Consider the following 12,756-nt stretch of genomic DNA (forward strand, 5'->3'; position numbering starts at 1 on the left):
TCAGGCCTGAAGAAGTTCGTTCAGAGTTCTTGAAATTTCCTCCGTGTCGCCCTCGACACGGAGGATTTTTTGTCTGGATGTATCGCCCGATATCATCGTGATACGCGACTTCGGAACGCCGAGGCGCTTTGCTAAGAGTTCGACAAGGGACTTGTTTGCCCGTCCCTTTTCTGGAGCCGCTGAAACACGAGCCTTAATGTAGGCCTCTCCGGCGGAGTTGCGCTCCAGACCGTCAAGATCGTCCCGCCCTCCATTAGGCGTCAATCGGACTCTCAAGCGAATGTGATCCGACGCCTTGGTGTAGGGCATGTCAGAGCCTGTCAGGCAACGGCCGGATAGATCGTGTTCCACATCAAGGAGCGCAGGAAGAAAATGATCAGCAACACGATGATCGGCGAGATGTCTATTCCACCGAGGTTTGGCAGAAAGCGCCTGATCGGGCGAAGGACCGGTTCAGTGACGTTGTAAAAGAATGTGCCGAGCGAGTTGACGAAACTGTTGTTCGAGTTGATCACATTGAACGCATAGAGCCAGGAGAAAATGGCGCTTGCGATGAGGATCCAGGTGAAGATGGTCAAGGCGAGGTCGATCGTCTGAAACAGCGCGAGCATTGTCTTCTCCATTTCTTTGTTGACAGTGATGTAGACATTGGCGACTGAACGGGCAAGTGGCGCCGGGCAATGGTTCGCAAATCATGTTTAACGCGGACGAACCGTCACGAAAGATGACGGGGGCAGTTCGGAAAGTCAGTGATGTCACCTGTTTCCCCAGTCGATCGTTTTGCTGCCTTTCGTCATGTCGCCTACCGCCGCTTTTTTGTGGCGCGCTTTCTGGCCACGTTTGCGACGCAGATTGTCAGTGTCTCTGTCGGCTGGCAGATGTACGATGTAACGGGCAATACGCTTTATCTTGGCTTGATCGGCCTGGCTCAGTTCCTGCCATCGCTTGTATTGATACTTGTCACTGGATCGGTTGTGGATCGCTATAGCCGACGCGCGATCGTTGCGATCTGTTTGGTCGTCAGCGCGCTTTGTGGGGCAGCCCTGCTCGGCTTGACCGCGACCGGCACCTTCGCGCCAGCTGCTGTTTTTGCCGTTCTGGTTGTGTTTGGCATAGAGCGCGCTTTCATGGCGCCTGCTGTTCAGTCACTGGCCCCCAATCTGGTGCCAGCCCCTGATCTTCCTAACGCTGTCGCCTGGAATTCCTCGTCTTGGCAAACGGCGTCGATTGTTGGCCCGGTCGCCGGCGGTCTGCTCTATGGCGCGAGCCCAATCGTTGCCTATTCCGTTGCGTTGGCCTTCTTCATCGCGGCGGCAACGCTTGTTTTTATGGTTCCCAAGCCTGCCCAACGGAGCATTTCAAGGGGAATGACCTGGGGGTCGATCTTGGCCGGCTTTCGTTTCATAGGCTCTGAGAAGGTCGTTCTCGGCGCCATTTCACTGGATCTTTTCGCGGTGTTATTGGGTGGCGCCGTTGCGTTGATGCCCGTTTTTGCAAGGGACATCCTTGTTCTGGGGCCTTGGGGATTGGGACTGCTGAGGGCGGCGCCAGGTGTCGGTGCCATAGTTGTCGCCATTTGGCTTGCCGCCTTTCCGTTGCGACACCATGCCGGTGCCTTCATGTTCATCGGCGTTGCCTTGTTCGGGGCGGGCACAGTGATCTTCGGCCTGTCGCAAACCGCATGGTTGTCGATCCTATCGCTGATGCTGATGGGGGCAGCGGATATGGCGTCTGTCTATGTCCGTGAAACGCTTATCGCTCTTTGGACCCCGGACGACGTCAGAGGCCGGGTGAATGCGGTCAACATGGTGTTCGTCGGGGCGTCAAACGAACTCGGCGAATTTCGCGCAGGTACAATGGCTTCGGTCATCGGTCCGATTGCAGCGGTCGTCTTCGGGGGTCTCGGCACCCTCGCGGTCGCAGCCATCTGGGCCGCGCGTTTTCCTCAATTGCGGAATATCGACGCATTGGACGCGCCTTCCAGGTAGTTCCCCTTAACGTCGCGGCCCTCGAATACAAGGTCAAGGAAGAGAGACAGCCAAGACCGCAGGGGGCTATCGAACAACATCCTTCCCTCGAGGTGCTCGCGTCCCATTTGAGCGTTCGGCAACGTGAACCGATGTGCTCCGTGAACCACCCAGCGCTGCATCATCGCCCGCGTGAGTTCCGCGTGAAACTGGATACCCCATGCGTTCTCACCGAACCTGAAGGCCTGGTTCGGATAGGTATCCCCCTGAGCCAGCAGTTGGCAGCCGCGTGGCAGGTCGAAGCCTTCGCGATGGAAGTGGTATACCATCTTTGGCCAGTGCATAATGAGCCGCCCCTTTTCGGTGGGCCTTATAGGGTACCATCCTATTTCAACAGACTGATCCGGGTTTGCCGTAACCTTGCCGCCGAGATGACGCACCAGCATCTGGGCTCCAAGGCAAATCCCGATATACGGCTTGTTTTCCTTGAGCGGAACCTCCAGCCATTCTATCTCGCGACGAACAAACTCGTCCGGGTCGTTCGCACTCATCGGCCCACCGAAGATCACCGCACCGCCGTGAGAAGCCAACGTATCTGGCAAGGCATCGCCAAGAACCGGCCGTCTGATATCGAGGCGATATCCTTTTTCCTCCAGCAATTGCCCGACCCGTCCCGGGCTCGAGCGTTCCTGGTGCAGGACAATCAGGATGGGTGCCTTGCCCGGCCGCCTGGACGGATCATCGAGCATTTTCGTCTCCGCTCCCCTCCGCTCTGGCAGCAGCGCTCAGTCTCTCCCGCACGCGATCATGATCAGAAACGCCCAATAGATCCGCAATCCGCCATACGACATGATCTTCGATCTCGCTGCGTTCGCCGTCGGAATAAACCAAGTCCCAGAGCGCACGCACCAATTGCAGGCGTTGGCTATCGTCAAGATGACGCTTCAGATCGGCTGTGAACCGGTAGTAGTCAATCGCCTCATTCTCGGCTCTTTTCCCAGCCCGCACGAGGGCGTCAAGTTCGGCTTCAGCGAGGTTGTATCTATCCTTCAACAGACTTCGAAGCTTGTCCTTTTCCGCCTGTCTCACCACGCCGTCCGCTTCCATCACCTGCATGCAGAGAGCCGCGACCGCAACTCGCGGATCATCCGGCGTGAACATGAGTTTGTCGTCGTCCGTCGTCAGGTTCTGGAAAAAGGTTTGGAGGCGTTCGAACATCGAGTTTCCTCTAAAACAACGGCAATCGTGTTTTGGTCGACGCGGGACGATCCGGATCGCGCACACCGGGGTCATCCGGCGGCCGTCCAAAGAAGGGGGGGGCTATTTCCGTTGTCTCTTCCGGCGCGGGGGAGGCGGTGGTCGCCACGTGCATTTCGCTCTCGGTGTCGATCGGAGACAGCGCACGGGGAGCGACGGTCACTTGCGGTTCGGCTTCCTCGGTCACCGTGACGGGTGGCAAGGACGCGATTGCGTCCTTGGCCTTTTCGTGATTGTCGGACACGTCGCCAACTTGATCGAAAGGGACCTTCCACTCGAAGGCATCAAGGCGGCCGGTGACCGGCGATACCGGCAACCATTTCTCCGAGACATGGCCATCAGCCACCCAGGCCGCATCTTTCGGGGCCTTAAGCGCGCTCACCATCCAGTGCCGTATTCGTCCCTGATCTCCAGTCTCCGCCTCCTCGATATCCGCAAGCAAGAGAAACACTCTCTCGCTCGGCTCCATGCGAAGAACCGCTTCTGCTTTTGAACGCGCCTTGCCAAACTCCGTGGCGGCCAAGGCGGCCTCGGAAACTGCCAGCAGCGATTCGGGATTGTTCGGCTTCAGAGCTTCAAGCTTCTCTGCTCGCTTGAGACGGTCAACGGCACTGTCACCGCTCCGCAACCGGACATAGGCGGCGGCGATTTCGGGGTGGGGCTGTAACTTCCAAACCTGCTCCAGAACCGAACTCGCCTTCCGGAGGTTCTCCTCCCGCATATAAGCTTTGGCGGCGATGAGGGCGGCAGGCACGAAATCCTTGATGAGCTTGAGTGCGCCAACGGCATTGTCGCGAGCCGCTGTTGGCTCCGCATCGAGTTGATCTGCAGCCTTTGCGGTGAGAAGCACCGCTTTGACACGGTCAGCTTCCGCGCGGTTTAGGACATGCGCAATTCGCTGTTGGTCGAGAAGTCGGATTGCATCATCCCAATGACCGTTCTGGCAGCGGTATTCGAGAGTGGCCTTTGCAGCCCAAGGCAAATACGGCGCTTGTTCGGTCGCTGTCTCAGCGTATTGCCTTGCGGCTTCGTTCGCGCCCAGCCGTGACGCCTCGACGTAAAGGCCCCGCAGACCGAGTTCTCTGGTTTCCGGGTCCTCTGACATTTGCTGAAAGAGACGTCGTGCCTCATCCTGTTTGCCTTCGATGAGGGCGGCTTGAGCATCCAGCATGAGGATGAGCGGTTCCTGATCGGCACGCAGCAAGCCGCGAGCGCGAGCGCTCATCTTTCGAGCCAAGATAGCGTTGCCGGCGCCTGCGGCGATCAGCCCGGTGGATAGCGCCTGATATCCCCGGTCCCGCGTGCGTGCCCTGAAGTAGCGACGAACGGAGTGGGGCGACGTCCAGATAGTCCTGACCAACCACCATGTCATCATCACGGCGGCAACCAATGCCACTGCGAAGCTCGCGGCCACTGTCAGGCTCATTTCTACAAGTTGGCCGTCCCATAATATCGAAAGCTGACCTGGGCGGTCGGCTAGCCACGCGAAGCCAAAGCCCAGTGCCAGAACGAGAAGCAGAAACGTTAAAAGTCTGATCACTGCCGCTTCTCCTCAGCCATTGGTGTTAACGGCGTTGCTCATTGCGGAGCCGGCCAGCGTTTCGACAGTCACCCGGTTCTTAAGCAGCTCGGCATAATCGTTAGACGCAGTTTTGCCGGCTTCCGGCAGAGCTTCCCATTCCAAAGCAGCGCCTTTGATGTCGCCGTTGCGCAATTTGTCTTCCATGCGTGCGACGATCGCCTCCGGGGTGTCGCCGTCGACATTGCCAACTGGTCTAACCTTGATCACGGAAAATGCGCTTGAAAGAAGGCGTGCGCCGATACCGTCTGACTCCTCAGGCTGATGGATCGCCGCCAGGATCGCATTAGCGACATCGGGAAAGCGGCGAACCAACTCCGCACGTGAGGCAACGCCGGTGGCTGCGTAGGGTCTCAGCTCTTTTATCGCCGGATCTTCCGGAGCGACACCGGCGAGCGTATCAAGTTCCGCCAGGAAAGGGCCACCGCGGTCCACCGCCGCTTTCAATGCGGTCGCGGAGATGGCGCGTGCCATTTCCACGTCTGTTCGCGGCTCGTCGATCTTCCTTTCCGCTTCAGCAAGCCTTGAAGCGGTGGCCTTAGCAGATTGTCGGTTGGACTCCACCACAGTCTTCAGCTGACCAAGAGTCTCGGCCAGAGCAGTCAATTCGCCACGCAAGCTCGAGATAGCCGCTTCACTTGATTCTGAGGAAGCCTCCTGTCGAACCGCGTCGATCGCTTTTTCAAGCGCAGCGATGCGAGGCTGAAGGTCCGTTGCCTCGGATGACGCGTCCGTTGTGGTGAGGGACGATACTCGAGCTTCGATCGCCGACAACCTGTCGGATAGTTCCGCCGGCATTGCGCCGTCTGTTGTCGTAGATGTCAGCGGCAAGAACCCTGCGTAGAACATGCTCGCGGCCAAGGCCAACGAAACGAGACCTCCCGCGATACCGGCCGCCAGAAGACTTGACGTGGAAGGTCCGCGAGGCTGCGCTTCAGTATGACGCGTTTCGCCCTCGGCTGGAGCCTCCCCGCCGGTGTCTGATAGCGGATCGGACGAGCTGGCGTCATCGGGATTATCGACGGGCGGGCCTTCTGGTGCAGCCGCCGTCGCTTCGTCTGCATGCAAGTCTTCCGGCTTCAGGCCTTGGTCGGGACCGGCTGCATCGGAGCTTTCCGCTTGCAGATCGATGGTGACCGGCTCACTTTGCGCCTTGGGACGGCGCGGTGGTTTTCCCGTAGCCATAACAACCTCTCATTCCGTGCAGTGCAATGAACCTAGTCAGGGACGAACGTGAAGAAAAGGCCTCGGCGCAATTTTAAGCCGGCGAGATGCCCGACCGAGGTCGGGAACCAGCGGGCGACAAAAGCGAGAGCAAGCTTTCCTCCGACGGGTTCGGCGCTATTTTGGCACGAACGTACAGCTCGCCCGGAAGTTTCTCGGCGATGACCCTGCTCAGGCAATACGGTACGATGTCCAGGGCCAGCTGCGGTGCTTCCACGATCGCCTGCAACTCCATAAAGCGCCGAAGGCTTTCGGATGAGTAGTGAAGAACTGCGTCAGGACGGCGGCCGCGGAGAAGTCGTAACTGTTCGTCGAGCGATGGCTGCACCGCGTCCATCCGGTAGCATTCACACACTTCGAACGGGATTGCAGCTTCCCGAAGCGCCTGTTCGAGAGACTGAGCGCGCGGGGTCCCAGCGAGGTAGAGAAGCGGTGCACCAAGCGCTTCGCCGGCGGCGTGGGAGGATATAATTTCCGCCAGTAAAGCTCCGTCTCCGTTCCCGGCAATGACATTCTCAAACTGGAGGGCTTGTGCTTCCTGAGCAGTAGCAGCGCCAACGGCGAAAATGGGGAGCTTCTTCCAGATGCTGACGAGATCTCCGGTTTGACCGATGGCACGAAGCGCTTCAGCGCTGGTTACGACCAGACCGGAGGCGGGCTTCGACAGCACCTGTGAGATGCTTTCCGGAAAATGCCTAGCGGCAGAGAGGGGCATCGTCACCGCGTCGTGTCCCAGTTCCCGCAACCGTGCTGCGGTGCGGGCCGCTGCCGGTTTGGGACGGGTCACAAGCACGCGCAAGCTCAGCCCCACGCCGCGAAGAAGCTTGGCCCTGCCACTTCGCGAATCTGGCGACCCGCTTCCACTCCAAGTTCTGTCGCCGACGAGCGTCGTCCCTCGACTGTAACGCTGTGATGGCTCGATCCGTCCGGCGTCAGAACCATCCCGGAAAATCGAATATCCTCGCCGTCGCACGTTGCAAATCCGGCTATGGGCGTCCGACAAGATCCGTCGAGGCTCGCCAGGAACCCACGCTCGCAGCTCACCGCATCATAGGTTTCTCGATGATTGATGGCCGCGAGGAGGGTTTCGACCCTGGGGTCGCCGACGCGGCTCTCGATGCATATGGCCCCTTGTGCCGGTGCCGGCGGAAATTCGACCGGGTCCAGCAGTTCTGTCGGAACATCATGCTTGCCGAGCCTACGCAGTCCCGCATAGGCGAGAAGCGTCGCATCGACCTGACCCTCCTCCAGCTTGCGCAGCCGAGTATCGACCAGCCCCCGAAATGTGATGACATTGATGTCGGGACGAAGCCTGCGGATAAGAGCCTGGCGTCGAAGCGAGGATGATCCGATCGTTGCGCCTTGCGGGAGCTCCATCAAGGTTTTGGCCGTGCGTCCGACAAAAGCGTCGCGGGGATCTTCCCTTGGCAGGAACGCGCAAAGGTGAAGCCCATCCGGAAGTTTGGTCGGCATATCCTTGGACGAGTGTACCGCGAGATCTAGCTCGCCCGACAGCAATTGTTCCTCCAGTTCCTGGGTGAACAATCCCTTGCCGCCTATTTCGGATAGTGCGCGATCGGTAATTCGGTCGCCGGCAGTGGAAAGAACCACGATTTCGAAAGAGTCGGCGGGCAGCCCGTGGGTAGCCATCAGCCTGTCCCGCGTCTCGTATGTCTGGGCGAGCGCTAGCGGGCTGCCGCGTGTGCCGATGCGAAAAGGTTTTGTTTGCATCCGCTTTCATCCGTTGTTACCGACTGTCCTCGTAAACGTCTTTCAATTTCATCGCAATCGACGACCGGCGTAAATGGCATCCTTCCTGCGTGTTCTGGGTATCGAAACCAGCTGTGACGAGACGGCTGCATCCATTGTGGTGCGTCATCCCGACGGTCGTGGAGAGATCGTGTCCGACGTTGTGCTGAGCCAGCTTGACGAGCATTCAGCCTATGGCGGCGTGGTGCCGGAAATCGCCGCCCGTGCTCATGTTGAGGCGATCGATACGCTTGTTCACGAAGCGCTGCAGCGGGCCGGGACAACATTGCGCGATATCGACGCAGTTGCTGCGACGGCGGGGCCTGGCCTCATCGGTGGACTCATTGTCGGCTTGATGACCGGGAAGGCGATCGCGCGCGCGTCCGGTAAACCTCTTTACGCGATAAATCATCTTGAAGGACATGCGCTGACAGCGCGCCTGACGGACAAGTTGCATTTCCCATTCCTCATGCTTCTGGTGTCGGGCGGACACACCCAACTGGTGCTCGTGCGAGGTGTTGGCGACTATGAGCGGTGGGGCACGACCATTGATGATGCGCTTGGAGAGGCGTTCGACAAGACAGCCAAGTTGCTCGGTCTTCCGTACCCGGGTGGACCGGCAGTAGAGAAGGCGGCGGCAAGCGGCAATGCACTTCGTTTCGACCTTCCTCGCCCACTCGTTGGCGAAAAGCGCCTGGATTTTTCCTTTTCCGGTTTGAAGACAGCTGTGCGTCAGGCCGCCGAAAGCCTGGCGCCCATCACCGACAGCGACGTGTCGGACATTTGCGCTTCTTTCCAGCGGGCCATCGGACGAACTCTCGACGACAGAGTTGGTCGGGGCCTCGAACGATTCAGGTCGGAATTTCCTGAAATGCATAACACGCCAGCGCTTGTTGTCGCCGGGGGGGTCGCGGCAAACCAGTCACTTCGAGCCGGCTTGCAGGCCCTTTGCGATCGGTACCGTTTCCGCTTCCTTGCGCCGCCGCATCGTCTCTGTACGGACAATGCGGCGATGATCGCCTGGGCTGCGCTGGAGCGCATGGCTCTCGGGATCGGCTCAGATGGACTCGACACCCAGCCGCGTTCGCGATGGCCGCTGGACATGGAAACGCCATCGGTCCTTGGCCATGGCAAGCGTGGAGCCAAGGCATGAGCACACGTCCGAAAATTGTTATTATCGGTGCCGGAGCATTCGGTACCGCACTTGCAACGGTTGTCGCGCTGGAAGGCAAAGCAGACGTTACGCTTTTGGGACGCGATGCTGCGCTGATGGCGGATCTCGGAATGGAAGGCGTTCACGATGCCGCGCTGCCCGGCATCCTCCTTCCTGATTCGCTCAAGTATTCCAGCGAACCAGACGTGCTACAACAGGCCGACATCGTGCTGATGGCTGTCCCATCCCAGGCACACGCGGATGCAGCATTGCAATACGGTCCCTATTTTTCGCCTAAGGCGAGCATTGTCACGTGCGCCAAAGGCATCGACCGGACCTCGACGCGCCTGTTGACCGAGGTCCTTGAGCAGGCAGTCCCCAACCACGACATCGCGGTGTTATCCGGCCCTGGGTTTGCCACCGATATCGCCAAAGGTCTTCCAACAGCCATGGTTCTCGCCGCAACGGACGTCGGCAAAGCCGAATATCTGGCACGGATGCTTTCAAGTCGAACCTTCCGACTGTACGCATCACTGGATCGCGTCGGCGCGCAGCTTGGCGGAGCGCTCAAGAATGTCCTCGCCATCGCCTGTGGAATTGTGGAGGGGAGGGGTCTAGGAGAGTCCGCGCGTGCCGCCCTGATCGCCAGGGGGCTGGCGGAGATGTCTCGATTTGTCGCCGCCAAGGGTGGCAGGCCGGAGACGGTCGCGGGGTTGTCTGGACTGGGCGATCTTGTGTTGACGGCGACAAGCCATCAGTCCCGCAATCTTCGCTTCGGCATTTCTCTCGGGCATGGTGACGCCATCGATTTCTCGAGCGGAATTCTCGTCGAAGGTGCTTTTACCGCCACGGTCGCAGCGCGCCTTGCGGACGGGCTGTCAGTCGCGATGCCAATTACGGATGCCGTGGCTGCCGTCATCGACGGTCGATTGGATATACCGTCTGCAATTGAACAATTGATGACTCGACCGATCACGACCGAATGATACAGTTGAAGGAAGATAGAATGCTGTTTGCTTTTCTCTGCACGGATAAACCTGGGCATCTCAACGTCAGGATGGACACACGTCCGGCCCATGTCGAATGGCTGAACGCGCTGAATACTGCTGGTGCGCTAAAGATCGCCGGCCCGTTCCTCGATCCGGATGGAAAACCATGTGGTAGCCTCATGATCGTTTCGGCTGAAAACATTGAGGCGGCGCGGACCATCTCGGAGGCAGATCCCTATGCCAAGGCCGGATTGTTCGACAAGGTCGAGATCAAACCCTACAACTGGGTGTTCAACAATCCGGAGGCGTAAGAGATGGCTTTCTGGCTCTACAAATCCGAGCCCTTCAAATGGTCATGGGAGATGCAGAAGGCCAAAGGTGAGGCCGGCGAGGAATGGACTGGCGTGCGAAACTATCTTGCGCGCAACAACATGCGGGCCATGAAGCTTGGAGACAAAGGCTTTTTCTACCACTCAAACGAGGGCCTAGAAATCGTCGGTATCGTTGAGGTGTGCGCTCTTTCCCATCCCGACTCGACCGCCGATGGAGACGCGCGTTGGGATTGTGTCGACATCCGCGCAGTGTGCGACATGCCGAAGCCAGTTAGCCTCAAAGACATCAAGGCCAATCCAAAGCTTGCGAAAATGTCGCTCGTCACGTCCATGCGGCTTTCCGTGCAACCCGTTACGGACGATGAGTATATCGAGGTTTGCCGCATGGGCGGTCTCGACAACCCGCCGCGGTGACCTGTCTATGAGAACAGAGCCGGAGCGGTTCATTCTGGGTAACACTAGCGTGCTGTCGCCCTCGCATGTACCGGAAATTCAGCTTCATCTGGCCAGTGAGGTTCACGATCTCTGGCAGAAAACGGAAGAGGACCTTGAGGCGATCGGTCTTCCGCCACCCTTCTGGGCCTTTGCCTGGGCAGGCGGCCAGGGTTTGGCCCGCTACCTTCTTGATCATCCGGAGAAGGTTCGAGGAAAGAAAGTACTCGATTTTGCAAGCGGGTCCGGTCTTGTGGCCATTGCGGCAGCAGTTGCGGGCGCCTCCGACGTAACGGCGTCGGATATTGATCCTTGGTCGCGATCGGCGACAAAACTGAACTGTTCTCTGAACGATGTTTCCGTTACCTTTTCGAGCGATGACTTGCTGGGAAAAGATGTTGATTTCGACGTTGTTCTAGCCGGTGATGTTTTCTACGACGCTGCGCTGGCAGGCCGGATAGTCTCATGGTTCGAATACCTCGCAGCGAAAGGTGTCGAGATTCTGGTGGGCGATCCGGGACGTACCTATCTACCGAAGACCAGACTCGCCGCCGTTGCGGTATACGAGGTACCGGTCAGTCGCGTGCTTGAGGATAGTGAGGTTAAGAAGACAACAGTATGGCGCTTCAGTTAGGCTGCTAATACGTCTTGAGCGTTCAGTTTGCCGGACGAATGACGCATACGCCGGCTTCGAATGAACAGGCCGCTTCGCCTTCCTCTGCGGACACCTCGATAATTCGTGCCTTTGGAGCGCGGTATGCGGGCGGTATCGCCGGCGGCGAGGCCTGGACAGAGAAATAGATACCGTTGCCCTTAATCCGTGTCGCAGAAATAGCACCTGAGAATGTGCCGAGACCTTTGATGACGGACGGCAGACCGTTGCCGCCCGCCACGTCGCGGTGAAGATGTCCATGCCGCTCAGTAGCCATTGCGGTCATTGGTGCTGTCAAGAAACACATGACGGCCAGCGACAGAACGGCAAAGTAAGATAGGCGCATGGATTTGACCTCTAACTGAGGGTTAACAAAATGTTAAGCCACCATGCAGGATATGGTTGCTAAAGTCATCCACTTGCTCGGTTTTTTCGTAAAGATTAGGTCGGTGGAGTGTGAGGCTAAAGTTCTATTCACTCGAATCGATTAAATTGAAATCGTCAAGCGAATGTGCTTGTCGTCGAGGGGATCGGGGATTAAACGTCCCCCTGATGCGATGCACCAAAAGCTTGGTGACTTGCTACCGAAATGTCCGAAATCTCGGACCGCATCGAGACGCCGCGAGGTTTAGATGGCGAATGTGACAAAAAACCGGCCCCTGTCGCCGCATCTTCAAATTTACAAGCCTATCCCCACGATGGTGATGTCCATAATGCATCGTATCACAGGCGGGGCGCTGTATTTTGGTACCATTCTGGTTGCCTGGTGGCTTATCGCTGCCTCCACGGGAGCAAGCTATTTCGAATGGGTCAACTGGGCGTTTGGTACGATCCTCGGCCGATTGGTGTTGTTCGGGTATACTTGGGCGCTTGTCCATCACATGCTGGGCGGTATTCGCCACTTTATGTGGGATCTGGGCTACGGATTCGAAAAGGAATTCTCAACCCGGCTTGCCAAGGCAACACTCGCCGGTTCTGTCGTTCTGACGATCCTGATCTGGGTCATTGGCTATCTCATCCGCTAAAAAGGGCCGTTCTTCATGGAAATGCGTACTCCCCTTTCAAAAGTCCGCGGGCTCGGTTCCGCAAAGGACGGAACGGAACATTTCTGGCGACAGAGACTGACAGCGGTTGCCAATGTCCCGCTCATTATCTTCTTCGTCCTCTTCCTGCTCGTGCATGTCGGCGCACCCTACCAGGATGTCGTCGCTTCTCTCGCTAATCCGATCGTGGCCGTTCTCATGGCCTTCGTGCTGATTTCCGGTCTAATTCATATGAAGCTCGGTATGCAGGTTATCATCGAGGACTATATCCACGCTGAAGGCATCAAGGTTCTGCTTTTGATGCTGAACACTTTCTTCGCGCTTCTGGTTGGCGGCCTCTGTCTTTTCGCCATCCTGAAGATCGCGTTCGTAGGATAAT

The 12,756-nt window shown here is 58.0% G+C and carries 16 protein-coding genes; 8 read left to right on the forward strand and 8 right to left on the reverse strand.

Features of this window, described 5'->3' with window-relative positions; all coding sequences use genetic code 11:
- Both J5J10_RS00475 and J5J10_RS00480 read right to left on the reverse strand, forming a co-directional pair.
- On the reverse strand, positions 1–309 hold the full coding sequence (locus J5J10_RS00475; RefSeq protein WP_208554409.1) for a DUF167 domain-containing protein: 309 nt from the start codon (positions 307–309) through the stop codon (positions 1–3).
- An 11-nt stretch (positions 310–320) separates the two neighbouring features.
- Positions 321–611: a YggT family protein gene (locus J5J10_RS00480; protein ID WP_208554408.1), complete on the reverse strand. Its 291-nt coding sequence runs from the start codon at positions 609–611 to the stop codon at positions 321–323.
- A gap of 141 nt (positions 612–752) precedes the next feature.
- On the opposite strand from J5J10_RS00480, the gene J5J10_RS00485 reads away from it, so the two are divergent.
- Positions 753–1,988: an MFS transporter gene (locus J5J10_RS00485; RefSeq protein WP_211928368.1), complete on the forward strand. Its 1,236-nt coding sequence runs from the start codon at positions 753–755 to the stop codon at positions 1,986–1,988.
- Here the strand turns inward: J5J10_RS00485 and J5J10_RS00490 are convergent.
- From J5J10_RS00490 to hemC, 6 genes are all read right to left on the reverse strand, one after another.
- Positions 1,946–2,716 carry a glutamine amidotransferase gene (locus tag J5J10_RS00490; protein ID WP_211928369.1) on the reverse strand — a complete coding sequence of 257 codons (771 nt, stop codon included), beginning with the start codon at positions 2,714–2,716 and terminating at the stop codon, positions 1,946–1,948. The genes J5J10_RS00485 and J5J10_RS00490 overlap by 43 nt on opposite strands.
- Complete coding sequence (locus J5J10_RS00495; protein ID WP_211928370.1) at positions 2,706–3,185, reverse strand: TerB family tellurite resistance protein; 480 nt, start codon at positions 3,183–3,185, stop codon at positions 2,706–2,708. The genes J5J10_RS00490 and J5J10_RS00495 overlap by 11 nt, the downstream gene beginning before the upstream one ends.
- A 10-nt stretch (positions 3,186–3,195) precedes the next feature.
- A complete protein-coding gene (locus J5J10_RS00500; protein WP_211928371.1) occupies positions 3,196–4,764 on the reverse strand; it encodes a heme biosynthesis protein HemY in 1,569 nt (522 codons plus the stop codon).
- 12 nt (positions 4,765–4,776) lie between these two features.
- Positions 4,777–5,670, reverse strand: a complete 894-nt coding sequence (locus J5J10_RS00505) for a mitofilin family membrane protein (RefSeq protein WP_249116638.1) — start codon at positions 5,668–5,670, stop codon at positions 4,777–4,779.
- A 391-nt stretch (positions 5,671–6,061) separates the two neighbouring features.
- A complete protein-coding gene (locus J5J10_RS00510) occupies positions 6,062–6,838 on the reverse strand; it encodes a uroporphyrinogen-III synthase (RefSeq protein ID WP_349252026.1) in 777 nt (258 codons plus the stop codon).
- Positions 6,829–7,758: a hydroxymethylbilane synthase gene (hemC, locus tag J5J10_RS00515; protein ID WP_211928374.1), complete on the reverse strand. Its 930-nt coding sequence runs from the start codon at positions 7,756–7,758 to the stop codon at positions 6,829–6,831. Before hemC ends, J5J10_RS00510 begins: the two co-directional genes overlap by 10 nt.
- A gap of 73 nt (positions 7,759–7,831) precedes the next feature.
- Between hemC and tsaD the strand changes: the two genes are divergently transcribed.
- The 7 genes from tsaD to sdhD all read left to right on the forward strand — a co-directional run bounded on the left by tsaD (position 7,832) and on the right by sdhD (position 12,755).
- Positions 7,832–8,929: a tRNA (adenosine(37)-N6)-threonylcarbamoyltransferase complex transferase subunit TsaD gene (gene tsaD, locus J5J10_RS00520; protein ID WP_211928375.1), complete on the forward strand. Its 1,098-nt coding sequence runs from the start codon at positions 7,832–7,834 to the stop codon at positions 8,927–8,929.
- Positions 8,926–9,915: an NAD(P)H-dependent glycerol-3-phosphate dehydrogenase gene (locus tag J5J10_RS00525; protein ID WP_211928376.1), complete on the forward strand. Its 990-nt coding sequence runs from the start codon at positions 8,926–8,928 to the stop codon at positions 9,913–9,915. The genes tsaD and J5J10_RS00525 overlap by 4 nt, the downstream gene beginning before the upstream one ends.
- A gap of 20 nt (positions 9,916–9,935) precedes the next feature.
- Complete coding sequence (locus J5J10_RS00530; protein ID WP_211928377.1) at positions 9,936–10,229, forward strand: YciI-like protein; 294 nt, start codon at positions 9,936–9,938, stop codon at positions 10,227–10,229.
- A gap of 3 nt (positions 10,230–10,232) precedes the next feature.
- Positions 10,233–10,664 (forward strand): EVE domain-containing protein, encoded by a 432-nt coding sequence (locus J5J10_RS00535; protein WP_211928378.1) that lies wholly within the window; start codon positions 10,233–10,235, stop codon positions 10,662–10,664.
- A gap of 7 nt (positions 10,665–10,671) precedes the next feature.
- A complete protein-coding gene (locus J5J10_RS00540; protein WP_211928379.1) occupies positions 10,672–11,316 on the forward strand; it encodes a methyltransferase in 645 nt (214 codons plus the stop codon).
- A 650-nt stretch (positions 11,317–11,966) separates the two neighbouring features.
- Complete coding sequence (gene sdhC / locus J5J10_RS00545; protein ID WP_208554396.1) at positions 11,967–12,359, forward strand: succinate dehydrogenase, cytochrome b556 subunit; 393 nt, start codon at positions 11,967–11,969, stop codon at positions 12,357–12,359.
- Positions 12,360–12,374: 15 nt separating this feature from the next.
- On the forward strand, positions 12,375–12,755 hold the full coding sequence (gene sdhD, locus J5J10_RS00550; protein WP_208554395.1) for a succinate dehydrogenase, hydrophobic membrane anchor protein: 381 nt from the start codon (positions 12,375–12,377) through the stop codon (positions 12,753–12,755).
- The last annotated feature ends 1 nt before the right edge of the window (position 12,756 follow it).

Source organism: Ciceribacter sp. L1K23 (genome assembly GCF_018122705.1).
GTDB lineage: Bacteria > Pseudomonadota > Alphaproteobacteria > Rhizobiales > Rhizobiaceae > Allorhizobium.